The 18109-nt window shown below is 42.2% G+C and carries 15 protein-coding genes; 8 read left to right on the top strand and 7 right to left on the bottom strand.

Annotated features, from left to right (window positions below):
• Positions 1-308 precede the first annotated feature (308 nt).
• Positions 309-1751, top strand: coding sequence for a SwmB domain-containing protein (locus tag B3143_RS03395; protein WP_104425806.1), 1443 nt, complete (start codon positions 309-311; stop codon positions 1749-1751).
• Between the two features lie 63 nt (positions 1752-1814).
• Entirely contained in the window at positions 1815-3146 is a 1332-nt protein-coding gene (locus B3143_RS03390) for a type I secretion C-terminal target domain-containing protein (RefSeq protein ID WP_104425807.1), read from the top strand.
• A gap of 103 nt (positions 3147-3249) precedes the next feature.
• On the opposite strand, the gene B3143_RS03385 is transcribed toward B3143_RS03390, so the two are convergent.
• A complete protein-coding gene (locus B3143_RS03385; protein WP_104425808.1) occupies positions 3250-3705 on the bottom strand; it encodes a hypothetical protein in 456 nt (151 codons plus the stop codon).
• Between the two features lie 82 nt (positions 3706-3787).
• Positions 3788-4396: a DUF805 domain-containing protein gene (locus B3143_RS03380; protein WP_034170083.1), complete on the bottom strand. Its 609-nt coding sequence runs from the start codon at positions 4394-4396 to the stop codon at positions 3788-3790.
• Between the two features lie 525 nt (positions 4397-4921).
• Here B3143_RS03380 and B3143_RS03375 point away from each other — a divergent pair.
• Positions 4922-5512, top strand: a complete 591-nt coding sequence (locus tag B3143_RS03375) for a DUF4142 domain-containing protein (RefSeq protein ID WP_171284713.1) — start codon at positions 4922-4924, stop codon at positions 5510-5512.
• A gap of 81 nt (positions 5513-5593) precedes the next feature.
• Here B3143_RS03375 and B3143_RS03370 read toward each other — a convergent pair whose 3' ends face one another.
• The 4 genes from B3143_RS03370 to B3143_RS03355 all read right to left on the bottom strand — a co-directional run bounded on the left by B3143_RS03370 (position 5594) and on the right by B3143_RS03355 (position 11047).
• Positions 5594-6877: a ribonucleotide-diphosphate reductase subunit beta gene (locus B3143_RS03370; protein WP_004785102.1), complete on the bottom strand. Its 1284-nt coding sequence runs from the start codon at positions 6875-6877 to the stop codon at positions 5594-5596.
• 315 nt (positions 6878-7192) lie between these two features.
• Positions 7193-7429, bottom strand: a complete 237-nt coding sequence (locus B3143_RS03365) for a DUF2188 domain-containing protein (protein WP_104425818.1) — start codon at positions 7427-7429, stop codon at positions 7193-7195.
• A 227-nt stretch (positions 7430-7656) separates the two neighbouring features.
• Positions 7657-7785, bottom strand: coding sequence for a hypothetical protein (locus tag B3143_RS03360; protein WP_286739507.1), 129 nt, complete (start codon positions 7783-7785; stop codon positions 7657-7659).
• A 427-nt stretch (positions 7786-8212) separates the two neighbouring features.
• On the bottom strand, positions 8213-11047 hold the full coding sequence (locus B3143_RS03355; RefSeq protein WP_286739506.1) for a ribonucleoside-diphosphate reductase subunit alpha: 2835 nt from the start codon (positions 11045-11047) through the stop codon (positions 8213-8215).
• Positions 11048-11583: 536 nt separating this feature from the next.
• Here B3143_RS03355 and bfmR point away from each other — a divergent pair.
• Together bfmR and bfmS are read left to right on the top strand one after the other, a co-directional pair.
• Complete coding sequence (gene bfmR, locus B3143_RS03350) at positions 11584-12300, top strand: response regulator transcription factor BfmR (protein ID WP_004785097.1); 717 nt, start codon at positions 11584-11586, stop codon at positions 12298-12300.
• 41 nt (positions 12301-12341) lie between these two features.
• Positions 12342-14018, top strand: coding sequence for a sensor histidine kinase BfmS (gene bfmS / locus B3143_RS03345; protein ID WP_034593072.1), 1677 nt, complete (start codon positions 12342-12344; stop codon positions 14016-14018).
• Between the two features lie 60 nt (positions 14019-14078).
• Here the strand turns inward: bfmS and B3143_RS03340 are convergent, their stop codons facing one another.
• Positions 14079-14435, bottom strand: coding sequence for a hypothetical protein (locus B3143_RS03340; RefSeq protein WP_004785094.1), 357 nt, complete (start codon positions 14433-14435; stop codon positions 14079-14081).
• A gap of 573 nt (positions 14436-15008) precedes the next feature.
• Here B3143_RS03340 and ndhC point away from each other — a divergent pair.
• From ndhC to nuoC, 3 genes are all read left to right on the top strand, one after another.
• Positions 15009-15554, top strand: coding sequence for an NADH-quinone oxidoreductase subunit A (ndhC, locus tag B3143_RS03335; RefSeq protein WP_004785092.1), 546 nt, complete (start codon positions 15009-15011; stop codon positions 15552-15554).
• Positions 15555-15560: 6 nt separating this feature from the next.
• A complete protein-coding gene (locus B3143_RS03330; RefSeq protein WP_008307457.1) occupies positions 15561-16241 on the top strand; it encodes a NuoB/complex I 20 kDa subunit family protein in 681 nt (226 codons plus the stop codon).
• Positions 16242-16331: 90 nt separating this feature from the next.
• A partial coding sequence (gene nuoC / locus B3143_RS03325) for an NADH-quinone oxidoreductase subunit C/D (RefSeq protein WP_286739503.1) occupies positions 16332-18109 on the top strand: 1778 nt, incomplete at its 3' end.

Below are 18109 nucleotides of genomic sequence, written 5' to 3'. Positions count from 1 at the left end.
TTTGCCATATTTTAATATCTATTTATTAAATCTAGCTAAAATATTAAAATTCAACAGCTTAATTTTATAATAAGTTTTTAATTTATTTATTTCACTATGTTTTCAATATTTGGTAACAAGTTAAAGATAACATTTTTCAGATTCTCATCCCTTGATTTTGATGCTATGTATTTCACGTTTAATTAAGCAATAAATAAATTATAAAAAAGGATGGGAATAATATGGCGAATATACAGATATTGTCGGCAGAAAATGGAGAATTAATTCAGGATATTAATACTAATATTTTGAATTTAACCTAAAAATCAGTGATTAAGGTAAATGCCACGATTGATGAAGTGGCAAAAATTACGCGTCAAGGTAATTTGGCTGTTATCCATTTTAAAAATGGTGAAACTATTACGATCGAAAATTATTTTGATTATGTAGTGAATGATAATCGAATCGTTTTTGAGCATGAAGGCCAATTGTACTGGGCGGAATTTACCGATGAAAATGGGGTAATGCTCGATACGATTCAATATCACCCGCTTACAGGAGATCTGGCTGAGAGTGGAACCGTAGGTGCGGGTGTTTTACCTTGGCTGGGTGGGGCACTGGCTCTAGGAGCTATTGCGGCAGCGGCAGGTGGAGGCTCATCCTCAGGAAGTAGTTCGGATAATCGGGATATGAGTCCGCCGAAGTTAACCGGCGTCATTGTAAATGAAGAAGGCCAGCTTGAACTGAGTTTCGATGAAAATATAAATGGTTCAAATCCACGCGCTGAAGATTTCACAGTGGTGGTGGATGGAGAAGAAATTCCCGTCACCGATATTATTGTACAAGATGATAAGATTATCCTGATTACGGAACCAGAGATCCGGGACGGACAAGAAGTTACGGTTGAATATCAGGATAGTACACCTGACGATAATCAGGGAATTAAGGATTCAGAAGGGAATGTATTAGAAGATCTGGATTCAGATGATGTGGGGGGAGTGCAGAATCCGGATATTAGTGGGCCCGTACTTTTAGCTGTCGAAGTGAATGCTGATGGTAACATCGAACTCAGTTTTAACGAAACTTTAGATGCAGATAATTTACCTCCTTTAGATAGTCTGGTCGTTACAGTGGGTACCGCACCAGATCAAACTACGGTCGATGTGATTAATATTGTTGCCGATGGAAATACCTTAACGCTAATTACCAGTCCGGTGATTGCAGCAGGTCAGACTGTCAGTGTGGAATATACCGATCCAACTGCTGGGAATGATGAGAATGCGATTCAGGACTTGGCAGGGAACGATGCTGCAAGCTTTAGCACAGTGGATCTACCCAACGGAGTTGTAAATAATTCAGAACGTTTACTGAATCTTACCGATGATAATGTGTCCGCAATTTTGGAAGGATCACAAGATGCGACTGTAGTGGCAACATATAGTGATAGTAGTGGTATCGACGTGCTCAATGGCACTTCGGAAGTTGCCGTAGTCGGTTTTACGATTGAGAAAAATACTTCTAGTGTAGTGATCGCTGTACAGCAAGAAAATCTGGTTGGCTTGGCGAATGCCTTTACTTTCGTGGTACGTAATACAACCACTGGCGAAGAATTTGAGGTCGCTTCAGCAAATACCAGTCAAGGCGGCTTGATTGCTGGTGCATTGGGACTGGAGCTACTGGGTGAAGTGGCAGATACTCAAGGATTGAAGCTAGATATTAATGACTTGCCTGCTGGAACCTATGAAGTCTCTGTATATGGTGATTCTTCATAATTAGCAGATATCCTGACCACTATAGATCTAGCAAGTTTAGGGGATAACACGGTTAACAATCTGGTGTCAGATACCGTATTAGGTCTACTGGAAGCTACCTTGACTGGCCAAAATGCTGATCCTCGTGGAATTCTGGAGCAATTGACACTTCGTGAGTTATCGGATTTAACTACAGGTTCTTCTGTACCAATTATAAATACTTTAACCACAGCAGTTGATTCAGTTTTGTCATTGGCTCTGGATAACATACTAGTTCGCCCAATATTAGGTGATGTATACAATACCTCCGTAGGGAGTTTACTTGCAGGAAATGGAGGCGGGGCATTAGGATTCCTATTAACTACCTTAGGACTGGGTACAGCATTAGATGCGCTTCTAAATGGAATTTTAGAAGGGGTAGACGGTGCAGGCCAGGCATTATTCGATAACCTGGTAGAACCATTAGTTAGCGATATTTTGCTAGATACCGTGCTTGAAGATACTGGCCTGACGACTGGTTTAAATACCTTACTAGGATCATTAAATACATTGCTGAGTACTTTAGGGCTGGGTGATGTTTTATCTGCTGTTGATGGCTTGATAGACCTGATCGCTCAAGAAGCCTTAAGTAATCCATTAATGCTATTTGGTGGAACCACTGCTGAAGTCTACGAAGTTAATAGAGAAATCTACCGTGCAACAGGCAATATTCAGGAAACTTCAGCCGACGGCACACAAGCGGAAAATTGGGCGGGTGGCGTATTAACTGAGATTAATGGGCAGCCAGTAACTTTCGATTTAAGTGATGAGGGAGATAACTTTACCCTTATCGAAGGGACGTATGGTGAGCTCAAACTCTATGAAAATGGTAATTTCAGTTATGAATACAATAGTTCAGTAGGACAGAGCCCATTACTCAGTGAGGTATTTGAATATACAGTAACGCGTAATGCGGGACAGGCCGATCAGGAAAGTGCTTCAGCAAGTCTGGTGATTAATATTGATCGCGTAAACCAGATTCTTAACTATGCTGATGATCCAGCAGATAACCTGTTACAGGGTGGCGCAGGTGATGACATCCTGACGGGTGGTGCAGGAGCAGACACAGCGATCTATTATTTACTGAATAATGCTGATGCAACAGGCGGCAATGGTACAGATACCTGGACTGACTTCAATGCAGTTGAAGGTGATACCATCGATGTCTCTGCATTATTAAGTGATCAGGCAGTAGATGCATCAAATCTGGGGAACTATATCACGCTCGAACAACGTGGAGATGATACAGTCGTGACGATCGATCGTGATGGTTCCGATACCGATACCACCTTTGCGCGCGCTGATTTGCTGATATTGCAGAATGTAGACAGTGCAACTTTACAGCTGGATGACATCATTAAATATAATCCAATCTAACCAGAAGTTTTTAAAATGGATTATTCATAAAAATTTATGATGTCATTGAACTTCAATTAAAAAATCCCGCTTGATGCGGGATTTTTTAATTTTACATGGGCATTTAAAGTGTTAAAAACCAGATAGAAGCAGCAATGACGACAATTAAGATAACCAGAAAGATTTTTAGATTGGTTTTAGGATACGTGGTGCTCAAGCTTGCTTTCGTAATTTCCTGACCTTCAGGATCATACAGAATCACCTTTTGTGCACTATTTTCATAACCTAACTCTAGCAAGGCACGCTGTTCAAGAGCTGTCAGACCCTCTTCAGGCATATCCATAACTTGCAGCAGCGTTGTAGAGCCCCAAAGTTTTTGAACAATTGAAGTAGATACCAGCTGTTTTAGGGTTTCTGAGGCAGCCTTAAAGTCGGCAATGATGCTGCGTTCATGAGCATAGGGAACGGAAGGGACCATTGTTTGCACAATCGTGCCCTCATTGTCCATCAGTTGCATTTTATCTTTATAAATTTGCACCCATATTGCATTGGGAAGTTTGGATAACTGATCTTGCAGCATGAATTGCCCACGTATTGCTTTGATATTAAATTAAATAATCTATAAACATATCCCGTATCAAGACGGGATATGTAATGTTCCATTACTTGGCAGGAGCGCCATATTCATTATTTTCTTTTTTGGTATCACTTGCCCACCAGATGATGAGTAAAATTATTCCTATCCCTGTAAGCACAAGCAATTGCCACCATCCAGAGCGTCCAATGTCATGCAAACGACGCGCCCCTACAGCCAGACTTGGGAGTAAAAGAGCTAAATTTAGCAGGCCATTCACCAAAGGTTTGGTCCCTAAAACTGCATCAATGACTTCACTAATAATGCCTAAAATTACACAAAACAGCATAAAGAACCAAAATTCTTTACGGCGTGCACGACCAGAAAAATTTGCATAATTGGTTAGACATTTTACAAACCAGTCGATACTGCTATAATTCTCTTCAGCCTGATCCAGATTGGAATATTTGTTAATCTGATTGCTAATGCTTTCTCCCAGATGAATCGAGCTGCCCAAAGCCAGATAAATATCTGCTGCCTGACCGGTTGAGTTAACAATAAAATCAACCCGGTCACCGCGTGATGGAGGGCGTTGTCCACGCCAGTCTGCACCGCTAAAACTGTAGCGGTTGTGATCATCCCCTGTGATAAAACCCGTATTATCTTGAATAGAAAAATCCAGGATGGAACCTTTCATAAGCCCTCTCTATTTATCTTCTGGCTATTATGGATTTGTATAAATATTATTCATATATGGCTGATAGTAGCATAGGAAATTTAGTTTGAGATCAAGCTTTTATAAAAATATTTAGGTAATAAATTTTCACTATCTAAAGCTAGAAATTCTGATTAATAAGAAGTTGATTTAGCTGATAATGAATAGTTTAATTAAATTTAGATTTTCTTAATTTTTTGAATAAAAAGCAATAATTCAAGGGAAGAAAAACTGAAGTAAATTTAATAAAGCTAAGAATATACTAAGATTTATAAAAATAATTTAAATCAATAACTTAATTAATTTTAGTATTTTACTCAATATGAATATATTGCGAATTTTTACGTAGAGTTTGAATAAGAAACTAATCCTCAACAGACTTTGCTTAAGTTAATAAACGCTTATATATTAATCTCATAAAACGACTTAAACATTACACTGTTTTTAAGCTAATTCACCTATTTTATAAAGGCATTTTTAATTAATAAAACATTAAAGGGTGCCATGATGAAAGCTATTCCAATGAAGAAGATGATTAACTGTGTTGCGATGAGTGGTGTATTGCTATTCACTGCTGGGCAAACAATGGCAATGAATCAGCAATCTTCAACTGCTGCTCAAGCAAATTCTAAAGCATCAAATGACAGCCGAATGCATTTAACCGAGAGTCAAGTGATTAAGGTTGTAAGTACGGTCAATAACGGTGAAATCAAACAGTCAAAAACAGCCTTGCCAAAACTTAAAACAGATGACGCACGTAAGTATGCGCAAATGATGATTAGCGAACATACAGCGAATGAGAAAAAAGGTCAGGCTCTGGCAGACCGTTTAAAATTAACTCCGCAAGCAAGCAGTCTCAGTACGGCATTGCAAAGTGATAGTGACAAGATTGTTACTGACCTGAGCAAGCCATCTGCAGCTGATAAAGACTATATGATGAGCCAAGTTGAAGTACATCGTAAAGCCCTGAACACTTTGGACACACAATTGATTCCAAATGCGAAAAATGCGGAATTAAAAAGCATGTTGACGCAAACCCGTACTGCGGTAGCGACACATCTGAAAAAAGCTGAACAAATCGTTGAAAAGATGAAATAAGTTGAGCATTCATCCAATAAAAAAACCGCCATTTTAGGCGGTTTTTTCGATCATAATACTTTATATATCATGTGATATTTCTTACCAGCTTAACGCACCACCAGTTTGGTAGTCTGTTACGCGAGTTTCGAAGAAGTTCTTCTCTTTACGCAGGTCCATCATTTCTGACATCCACTGGAATGGATTGTTCACACCAGTAAACTGTTCAGGCAAGCCTAACTGGCTCAAGCGACGGTTACAGATAAATTTCAGGTATTCTTCCATCATACCGGCATTCATGCCCAATACACCGCGTGGCATCGTGTCACGTGCATATTCGATTTCAAGCATGGTACCTTCAAGAATCATCTGAATCACTTCTTGCTGGAATTCAGCAGTCCACAAATGCGGGTTCTCGATCTTGATCTGGTTGATCATATCAATACCGAAGTTCAGGTGCATAGATTCATCACGCAGGATGTACTGGAATTGCTCAGCAACACCATTCATCTTGTTACGACGACCCATAGACAGAATTTGGGTGAAACCGCAGTAGAAGAAGATACCTTCAAGGACACAGTAGAACGCGATCAGGTTGCGAAGCAGGATCTGGTCGTTTTCTGGCGTACCGGTTTTGAAAGTAGGATCACTTAGAGACTGGGTATATTTCAGGCCCCAAGCCGCTTTACGTGCAACTGATGGAACTTCGCGGTACATGTTGAAGACTTCGCCTTCATCCATACCTAGCGACTCAATACAGTATTGGTAAGCATGCGTATGAATCGCTTCTTCAAATGACTGACGCAGAATGTACTGACGGCATTCAGGGTTGGTAATATGACGGTAGATCGCCAATACCAGATTGTTTGCTACCAGTGAATCCGCAGTAGAGAAGAAACCAAGTGAACGCATCACGATGGTACGTTCATCTTCAGTCAAGCCATTTTCAGACTTCCACAACGCGATGTCGTGGTTCATGTTGATTTCTTGAGGCATCCAGTGGTTCGCACAACCATCCAGATATTTCTGCCAAGCCCATTCGTATTTGAATGGTACTAACTGGTTCAAGTCAGCACGGCAGTTGATCATACGTTTATCATCAACCTGTACACGCTGTGCGCCCATCTCAAGTTCTTCAAGACCAGGCGCAACGTCCAGTTGGTCTAGGGAAGCAGATGCTCTTGCCAGTGAATCGGTTGAATTTGATCCTGCGCTTCGAGGGGCTGCAGCGGGTTGTGCAGCTGCCACATTCGACGATGTGTTGCTTGCATCAGATACCATCTGCGGATTAGCCGTTTTTTTCGGCTCGACGGGCGTAGGCTGCTGTTCAGGTGCAGCCGGTTTTTGCGAATCATCTTCGAAATCGTCCCAACTGAGGATAGACATACTAATACTCTCAAAAATTATACGCTCCATTGGATGAATTTGTGAGTAACAATAAAGTAAGTGCTGCTCAAGTATTCAAAGGGGCGAAATAGTTTTAATTAAAAAATTGTAGATATTGTAGTTATCATTACCCAAATTTGATAGTTATTTCAAATGTGATTAGATAAAAAATAAGCGAATTTATAGATATACTTTTGTTTTTTAATAGAAATAAGAAATGTAATAAAATCATTAATTTATATTGTGTTTTTGCATTGACTTTACCCCGACATAGTCGAGGTAAAATATCTATCTTTACTGTTTTTTTAAAGAGAACTATCCTTTGATCTTTCTTGGATCGTTTCCTGGCGAAATGGTGTTCTTTTCACGAATTAGACCATTTTTACCTTTGATGGTTATCTCACCGCCACCCGATTTTTGAAGCATAGATCGGGCTGAGTTGTAAGCTTCTTTTTGAGTATCATGAGCAGATGAAGCTTTGGAGTTACCATTGGCTTTATTTACCCATTTACCATTTTTCTCATAAATCATGCGATCATTTGACTTACTCATTTGAAATACTCCTATAGTTTGAGCAATCGTGTTTAGACTTATTTGACGATGGCTGAAAACTAGTAGAAAATATTCCCTAGCTTTTTCGTAAGAAAAGTCATCGCCTGAAAGTTAGTCATATATCTTTCAGGAAAAGGGATATCGTTGGCGCGATGTCCCTTTTTCATTTTCTGGCATCAGCTAAAGAACTGACATAACCAAAAGAAGTTGTGCTAAAAATCCGAGTACTACTTATTTTGATTACGCTGCTGGCGAACTTTGAGCCAGAAATAAGCAATTGGTAAATAAAAAGTAATGCCAAAGGAAATCAGCAATGCCGCAAGTCCTAACATGTAGTTGTGGGTCATATGGGGCATTGAGGTTTCCTTTGGTTTAAATTTGGGAGACATTGATATCTCCCAAATTCTCCTAATTACTTAGGATTACTACGATAATGTGAACATACAGTCTCAAATCGATTCAATCGACGTCGAATGTATGAACGCACATGTACACACTTCTTTCGAGGTGACATATCGCTTACTCCCATACAAATCAAGATGACTTGTACTGGCTCGATAGCTAATTCGATGATAGAATCACTATCGCATTCACATATGCCAGCCTCGTCGTGACCATCTTGGTATCACTTCGAGATTGAAAGCCTTCTAGTTAGTTTTGACGGACGCTAGAGGGCTTTTTTATTGCCTAAATTTCGTAATCCCCCTAAATCCCCCTTTAAAAAAGGGGACTTTCTCCCTCCTTTAATAAAGGAGGGTCGGGGTGGATTAGAAACCCGTCAGATTACTGACAAGCTTCACAATCAGGATTGTCAATTGAACATGCTTGTGGCACTGGCGCTGCCTGAGTGAAACCTTCTTCCTCTACAGGCGCTTCAGGTTTTTTCTCTTCAACCACTGACGCTGCAACTACAGGAGCCGCAACGGTTGCAGGTTTAACTGCGTTCAATGCACCAGTATTAATAGTTGATTTCTCAGCAGAAGTCGCACCCAATGCACGTAGGTAATAAGTCGTTTTCAGACCACGTAACCAAGCCATCTTGTAAGTGATGTCCAGTTTCTTACCGTTTGCACCCGCGATGTACAGGTTCAGAGATTGCGCTTGGTCGATCCATTTTTGACGACGGGAAGCAGCATCAACAATCCAGCGTGGCTCAACTTCAAACGCAGTCGCGAAGATCGCTTTCAACTCTTCAGGAATACGAGAAATCTTCTGTACTGAACCTTCGAAGTGTTTCAGGTCGTTGACCATCACCGCATCCCAAAGACCACGTTCTTTCAACGCACGTACCAAGTAAGGGTTGATCACAGTGAATTCGCCAGACAGGTTCGATTTTACATACAGGTTCTGGAATGTCGGCTCAATAGATTGAGACACGCCACAAATGTTCGAAATGGTTGCAGTCGGAGCAATCGCCATCACATTCGAGTTGCGCATACCGTCTTTTTGAACTTTGGCACGTAAAGTGTCCCAGTCCAGACGTTGTGTACGGTCAACTTCAAACATACGCTCTGGACGAGTTTTCGCAACCAGGTCAAGTGAGTCGATTGGTAAAATACCTTGATCCCACAGTGAACCTTTGAATGTTTCATAAGTACCACGTTCAACAGCAAGGTCACTTGAAGTTGAAATTGCGTAGTAAGAAATCACTTCCATTGATTCATCAGCAAACTCAACCGCAGCGTCAGAACCGTAAGCCATACCCATTTCGTAAAGCGCATCCTGGAAGCCCATGATACCCATACCGACAGGGCGGTGTTTCAGGTTCGAGTTACGTGCTTGTGGAACCGCGTAATAGTTGATGTCGATGACGTTATCGAGCATACGAACCGCAGTTTTTACTGTACGAGCCAGTTTTTCACGATCTAGCTTGCCGCCTTGAACGTGTTGTACCAGGTTGATCGAACCTAAATTACATACTGCGATTTCTTCTTTGCTGGTGTTCAGGGTAATTTCTGTACACAGGTTAGAAGAGTGAACCACACCCACGTGTTGTTGTGGTGAACGTAGGTTACATACGTCTTTGAATGTGATCCAAGGGTGACCTGTTTCGAACAGCATAGACAGCATTTTGCGCCACAAATCTTTTGCACGGATTTTCTTGTGCAACATGTTTGTTTCTTTGGCAATACTTTCGTAGTAAGCATAACGCTCAGCGAATTCTGCACCTGTTAAGTCATGTAGATCAGGCGTTTCAGAAGGTGTGAACAGTGTCCATTCTGCATCTTCGAATACACGTTGCATGAACAGGTCAGGAACCCAGTTCGCAGTGTTCATATCGTGGGTACGACGACGGTCATCACCCGTGTTCTTACGCAGTTCCAGAAATTCTTCGATGTCCAGGTGCCAGGTTTCAAGATATGCACATACTGCACCTTTACGCTTACCACCTTGGTTTACTGCAACAGCTGTATCGTTCGCTACTTTCAGGAACGGAACCACACCTTGTGATTTACCATTTGTACCTTTGATGTAAGAGTTCAGGGCACGAACTGGAGTCCAGTCATTACCTAAACCGCCTGCCCATTTAGACAGCATTGCGTTATCACGCATTGCGCCATATATGTCAAACAGGTCATCATCAATCGTAGTCAAGTAGCAGCTAGACAACTGTGGACGTAGCGTACCTGAGTTGAATAGAGTAGGCGTAGATGCCATGTAGTCGAAGCTAGACAATAAGTTATAGAACTCGATTGCACGGTCTTCACGGTTATCTTCGTTTAGGGCAAGACCCATAGACACACGCATGAAGAACAATTGTGGCAATTCGAAACGCACGCCATCTGAGTGGATGAAGTAACGGTCAAATAGGGTTTGCAGACCTAGGTAAGTGAACTGGTTTGAACGTTCTGGTTGAATCGCTGCAGCCAGTTTAGCCAGGTCAAAGTTTAACAATTCAGGTGAAAGAAGCTCTAACTCAATTCCTTTTTTCAGGAAAGTTTCAAGCGCATCACCTTCATTGGTATCAGTGGATAGACCCAAGAAATCTAAACCGGTCGCCACCAGGTCATCACGCAACAGACGTGCAGTCACATAAGTATAGTTAGGTTCTTGCTCAATACGAGTACGAGTCGCCATCATCATTGTTGTAGAGATGTCAGACTCTTTTACGCCGTTATAAAGGTTTTTTACGGTCTCATCGACAATCGCCTGTACGTCGATCCCTTCAAGGCCTTCAGCAGCGCGAGTTACAGTCGCAGTCAATTCGCTTAAGTCAAGCGGTTTTAACTTGCCTTCTGCATCAGTCACTTGCAGTGTAGGGTGATGGTTGGCACCTAACTGTTTGCGTGCTTCAGAACGTTGTTCACGGTAGATGACATAGGCACGTGCAACTTTCTGTTCGCCAGTACGCATCAGCGCAAGTTCAACCTGATCCTGAATTTCTTCGATATGGATCGTGCCACCCGATGGTAAACGGCGTTTGAATGTATTCAGAACCATTTCCGTTAATTGTTCGATACGGTCGTGTATACGGCTCGAATCTGCACTTTGCTGGCCTTCTACTGCCAAAAATGCTTTTCCAATTGCAACAGAAATTTTTTCTGCATCAAAAGCGGCAACATCACCGGTGCGTTTAATCACCTGAAGTTGACCCGGAGTGGACGTGATTACGCTCATGTTAGCATAGCTCCATTGTCATCTATTTTTATGTTTATGGACCGTTTGAACTGGGCAAAAATCGTGCCACAGTGTTCGAGGAATAAACACAAGACCTAGTGGTTATAAAATCAATTGAACACAAGATACGGGAAAATTTAGGGTAGATCAATATTGACATTTTGCTAAATATTTTTCTCAATTTTTATTGATTCTTGCATAAGCCTTATCCGGCAAAGCATAGCATATCAAAGCTGGCAAAAAGTGCTTATAGATAACATTGTGGATAACTAAAAAGGCCTGAATCAACTAGTCACATTTTGTTCAGATTTAGCTGTAATCGATGCAAATAAGCCGATAAACGGTAGTTAAATGCACATTCGAGTGAAATGTGCACGATAAAATATTACAAAATGCTACTTTGATGTATTGGTTTGGTGAACGCTATCTTGTTTACAATGTAAACGTGTGTATATTGCAAGCATATTAAAAACGTATCTATTGGATTTCAAAAGGATACGTCCGTAGCATACGTCCATCAAATAAAGGGGCAACACATGAGCCAAGAAGAAAAGTTACCTAAAATTCTAATTGTTGAAGATGATGAGCGTCTTGCTCGTTTAACACAAGAATACCTCATCCGTAATGGTCTTGAGGTTGGGGTAGAGCCGGATGGCAACCGTGCTATTCGTCGTATTATTGCTGAGCAACCAGACATGGTGGTTCTAGATGTCATGTTGCCAGGTGCTGATGGTTTGACCATCTGTCGTGAAGTTCGTCCACATTATCATCAACCGATTTTAATGCTGACTGCACGTACTGAAGATATGGATCAGGTCTTAGGTCTGGAAATGGGTGCAGACGACTATGTCGCTAAACCGGTTCAGCCGCGTGTCCTGCTGGCTCGTATTCGTGCTTTATTACGCCGTACCGACAAAGTGCCTGAGGATGAAGTGGCTCAGCGCATCGAATTTGATGACCTGGTCATCGACAATGGTGGTCGTTCAGTGACCTTGAATGGTGAGCTGGTTGACTTTACCAGTGCAGAATATGACCTGTTGTGGCTGCTGGCTTCAAATGCGGGTCGCATCTTGTCACGTGAAGATATCTTTGAGCGTTTACGCGGCATCGAATATGACGGCCAAGACCGTTCAATTGATGTGCGTATCTCACGCATTCGTCCAAAGATTGGTGACGATCCTGAAAATCCAAAACGTATTAAAACAGTACGTAGTAAAGGTTATCTATTCGTCAAAGAAACTAACGGTATCTAATCGGTGCCTTTAGCCGCCTGAATAAACAGGATAATTAATAGGTGTTTAAACACAGTATATTTTTGCGGATATACGCAGGCCTGGTAATGCTTGTGGTCCTGGTGGCAGTATTCAGCTATCTGCTGGTACAGATCATCAACTACCAGCGTGCGCAGGAGTATCGTGAATCCCTGACTGATGGTATGGCGTATATCATCAGTGAGGGGGTTGCGAGACAGCCTAATCTGCAGCAAAAGATGGATTGGGTTTCAGATGCGTCTGATCTGCTGGAATTACCGATCTACTATGTCGAATCCAGTAAAGTGGATATTACCCGGGCGGAAGGTCGACGTCTGGCTAACCGTAAGGCAGTCGTGCGTTGGGATGCCAAAACCGGGGTAGCTTATATTGTCATCGGGCTACGTGATGATCCAAGTCATTATCTTTATATTAAGGCGGATAATATTACTGAACGTCAGATGAAGGCTTTACCGGTCTTTATTCTGGATTATCTGGTGTACTACCCAGGTCAGGAAAAAGAATACCTGAAGCGAATTCAGGACTATTTCTCTTATCCAATCTCGATCGAAAATGTCCAGAGCCTGCCACTAGATTCCGAGCAGATTGGACGTTTGCGTCTAGATCACAGCATTATTCTATATCGTGATAGTGCCTCAATTCGCGGTACTACAATTTCGATCATTTCTCCTATTCCTAGCTCGACGTCTGAAGTGCTGGTAATGGGGCCAGTGCCATTATTTAACTGGATGCCATTCCAGTTAGCTGCCGGGATTACCTTGCTCAGTCTGTTTGTCTTGAGTCTGGGGATTTATGGTCTGCTGGTGCCAATGCAGCGTAAACTGCGTGAAGTGAGCTATGCCCTGAACAAGATGAAAACTGGCAATATGTCATTACGTCTTCCGGTAGAGGGTAGTGATGAGATGGCGACGCTGGCTTCCAGCTATAACAATATGTCGGATCATATTCAGCGTCTGATTGAAGCGCAGCGTGAATTGATGCGTGCCGTATCGCATGAGCTGCGTACACCTGTTGCTCGTATTCGTTTTGCTGTGGAAATGATGGCAGATGAAGACGACTATGATTATCGCTTGCAGCAGGTTGAGCAGATCGATAAAGATATTGAAGCCTTAAATACCTTGATCGATGAAATCATGACCTATGCCAAACTGGAACAGGGCATGCCTTCAATTGAATTTGAAGATATTGATCTGTTTGAAGTGTTGGATCAGGTGGCAGTCGAAACAGATGCTTTAAAAACTGGCAAAGAAGTCGAAGTACTGCCGATGCCAGTACCTGTGACTGTAGAAGCTGAACGACGTTACCTGCATCGTGTGGTACAAAATCTGGTGGGGAACGCAGTACGCTACTGTGAGCAAAAAATCCTGATCAGCGGCGGACTAGACGCTAAGGGCATGGCGTATATCTGTGTAGAAGATGATGGTCCGGGGATTCCGGAAGCTGACCGTGCTCGTATCTTTGAAGCTTTTGCTCGACTGGATGATAGTCGTACCCGTGCTTCAGGGGGGTATGGTTTGGGCTTGTCTATTGTCAGCCGGATTGCCTACTGGTTTGGTGGAGAGATTCAGGTCGATCAAAGTCCGACACTGGGTGGTGCACGCTTTATCATGATTTGGCCAGCCAGCCGTTACGGTAAAAAAATCGAGCAAAAACCGATCGAAAAACCGGAAAAAGCTGAAGTGTCAGATCAATCAGAATAAGAGTTTAGGTGAGAAAAAACGATACATAGGTATCGTTTTTTTATGGCTATTTAAAGGGGATTATTCATGGATGGTAGCATCCGGTTCAATCAGTGGTTTGCCTTCTTTTAGGCTGTTTAAGGCATCAGAATTGAAGTTGATCAGTAGCTTGTTGTTTTTAACATCTACCTGATAGCTTTGGATTAGCTTTTGGTCACCAGATAAGGTTTCAAGCTTGTACTCATCGGCAATATTCATAATACCGTCTAGGTTAATGCTGGAAGAGGCATAGTCTGTCTGGAAAAGTTTATGAATATCCCCTAAGTCAAAGATTGCATTGCTGGCATCCTGATGTTTTTGGATATAGCTTTCTACATGTCGCATCAATAATTGAGCAAAGAAAAAATAATCAGGTTTATGGGTGAATCGTAGAGACATGCATGGACTCCTTATTGTTACTTTATAAATGTCATAGTGTATTTAAAAATAGAAATATCATAATCTGAATCAAACTGTTGGACGTGTTGCAAAAATACACAATTGCTCTTTTAAGGCTTACCGAGAGCGGGTAGAAAAGGGGGCTTCTAATTGAATGACAACATTCATGTTAAACATCTTTTAAAAACACACTGATTTTTTCGAGGCATTATGCAAAGGTGAAATGTTTTTGATTGATTCTTTATAAGTTTCGTTTCATTGGGTGGGTAGCCAGCCACTGTAAAAGGAGTGAGGCTTAACTAAGCAGAGCTTTAAAAGCCTATCTGGTTTTAGAAAAAATAATGAAAATTTAAACTTTAATTTAAAAAAACGATCGGTTGAGATTCTCTGAGCTTAAAGCCAGAATAAAATTAGGAAAGTCTAAAAAATCATCCAAAAGACTAAGGCTTATAAACTAGCAAGTGAAATCCAAAATCAGGTACAATTGGCGGGATTAATTTTGTGTTTGGTGTATTTGAAGGCCAATACATACATTCTTTGTTAATAAATCGGCCTGCCAGGAGTTATCCCCGCATGAGTGCCATTACTCCATACGAATGGGCAATTATTGCCTTCGTGATCGGCGTTACATTTTTATGCGTCTTTATGCTCACTGTCCCATTACTCCTCGGGGGTAAATCATGGGGCCGTGCCAAGCAGGAGCAGTTTGAGTCAGGCGTAGTCAGCGCAGGTGGAGCTCGTATCCGCTTGTCTGCGAAATTCTATTTAGTTGCAATTTTCTTTGTAGTCTTCGACCTCGAAGCACTTTACCTGTATGCATGGGCATCTTCTGTTCGTGAAGTAGGTTGGATTGGTTTTGCAACTGCAGCTATCTTTATTTTGGTTTTACTTGTTGGTTTGGTTTACGAATTATCGACAGGCGCACTGAACTGGGCACCTTCAGACAGACGTAAAGCAGCAGGATACAAAGCTAAAATTGGTTCGCCAAATATGGATCTTGCAGAAATTACGCGCTTCAACTCTGTTGAAGAATTGGTTATGGATCCAACTGGTCAAATCCCAGCTCAATCATCTGGTCTTGTGAAAAAATCACAAGTTCAACCCTCTGATAAGGAGTAACTCGGGATGAAATATACATTAACCCGTGCGAATCCGAATGCTGATGAATATCCACTTCAAGAGCGTATCGTTGTAGAAGATCCGCTTCTAGAAGAAGAAGTGAATAAAAATGTGTTCATGACTCGCCTAGAGGATGTAATGCACACAGCAGTGAACTGGGGTCGTAAGAACTCAGTTTGGCCATTTAACTTTGGTACATCTTGCTGCTACGTTGAATATGCAACGACTTTGACCGGTGTGCATGACTTGTCACGTTTCGGTGCAGAAGTTATCCGTGCTTCACCGCGTCAGGCAGACTTGATGATCGTAGCAGGTACATGCTTCGTGAAAATGGCTCCGGTAATTCAACGTCTGTATGAACAGATGCTTGAACCGAAATGGGTTATTTCAATGGGTGCGTGTGCGAACTCAGGTGGTATGTACGATATTTATTCAGTCGTACAAGGTGTGGACAAGATTATTCCGGTAGATGTATACGTTCCGGGCTGCCCACCACGTCCTGAAGCATTGATCCAGGCATTAATGCTGTTACAAGACCAAATTCAATTAGAGCGTCGTCCGCTGTCTGCGGTAATCGGTGATGATCTTAAGCCAGTGTATAAGCCAAAGATGATACCGGAACGTGACCGTAAGAAAGACCAGCGTGTGGCTGTGAAGAACTTACGCTCTATGGATGAAATTAAATAATTTAAACGACCGGTTTTTTGTTGTGCACCCGCTATGGGTGTAGTTGTCGTTTAGGTTGACTGAATTTGTATTAAATAGGAAGCCAAGCCAATGGCTGAAACTGACATTGCTATGCCAGAATCAACAGCAGTTGATTCACGCCCAGCATTTGCCATCATTGAAGAGCTCAAAACCAAGTTTGGTGAGAACTTCTTTGTGCAAACGACTTTCGAGGATTTCCCGACAGTTTGGGTTGAGCGCGCACGTGTACAAGAAGTACTAATGTTCTTGCGTACCGTGCCACGTCCATACGTGATGCTATTCGACTTGTCTGCAGTAGATGAGCGTTTACGTACGCACCGTGACGGTTTGCCTGCGTCAGAATTCACAGTGTTCTATCATTTATTATCTTTAGAGCGTAACTGTGACATTCGTATTAAAGTTGCATTAAGCGACAGCGATCTGAATATTCCGACCGCAACGAATATCTGGCCAAATGCGAACTGGTATGAGCGTGAAGCTTATGACATGTTCGGCATCAATTTCGAAGGGCATCCAATGCTCCGTCGTATCTTGTTGCCAACCTACTGGGAAGGTCACCCGCTACGTAAAGAATATTCTGCACGTGCAACGGAATATACACCGTATATGCAGAACCAAGCCAAACAAGACTTCGAGCAAGAACACCTTCGCTTTGTTCCTGAAGATTGGGGCTTAAAGCGTGGTAATAAAGACGAAGACTTCATGTTCCTGAACTTGGGTCCTAACCACCCATCTGCGCACGGTGCGTTCCGTGTAATTTTGCAGTTGGATGGTGAAGAAGTGAAAGACTGTGTGCCAGATATTGGCTATCACCACCGTGGTGTGGAAAAGATGGCTGAACGTCAAACTTGGCATTCATTCATTCCTTATACTGACCGTGTGGACTACTTAGGTGGTTGTGCTCAAAACATGCCGTATGTGATGGGTGTGGAACAACTGGCAGGTATTACTGTGCCAGACCGCGCACAATGTATTCGTGTCATGATGTCGGAACTGTTCCGTATCAATAACCACTTGCTGTACATCGGTACTGCGATTCAGGATGCCGGCGGTATGACCCCAGTATTCTATATGTTCGCTGACCGTCAGAAAGTGTATGACATCGTGGAAGCGATTACTGGTTACCGTATGCATCCAGCATGGTTCCGTATCGGTGGTACTGCACATGATTTGCCAAATGGTTGGGAAAAACTGGTTCGAGACTTGCTCGACTGGATGCCTAAACGTTTGAACGAATACTATACTGCAGCACTGAAAAACTCTGTATTCATGGGTCGTACCCGTAATGTGGCTCAGTACGATGCGAAATCTGCATTGGCATGGGGTGTAACAGGTACTGGTCTGCGTGCGACAGGTATCGACTTTGATGTTCGTAAATACCGTCCATACAGTGGTTATGAAAACTATGACTTCGAAGTGCCAGTTGAGTACGAAGGCGATGCATATGCTCGTGTGATTGTTCACTTCCGTGAAATCGAACAGTCACTGAAAATCATTAAGCAGTGTCTAGAGAATATGCCTTCTGGCGCGTACAAAGCGGACCATCCGCTGGCTGTTCCACCACCAAAAGACAAAACATTACAAGATATTGAAACCTTGATTACGCACTTCTTAAGCGTTTCTTGGGGCCCTGTAATGCCTGCAGGTGAATCATCTGTGATGGCAGAGGTGGTGAAAGGTGCGTCGACTTATTATCTGACTTCAGACAAGTCAACCATGAGTTACCGTACCCGTATTCGTACACCAACTTTCACGCATTTACAGCAAATGCCTTCTGTGATTAACGGCAGTCTTGTATCTGACTTAATCATTTATTTAGCGACAATCGACGTCGTAATGGCTGACGT

This window comes from Acinetobacter sp. UBA1496, from assembly GCF_002324975.1.
Lineage (GTDB): Bacteria > Pseudomonadota > Gammaproteobacteria > Pseudomonadales > Moraxellaceae > Acinetobacter > Acinetobacter variabilis.
The sequence above is the reverse complement of the archived record's forward strand: the minus strand, read 5'-3'. Positions and strand labels throughout refer to the sequence as shown.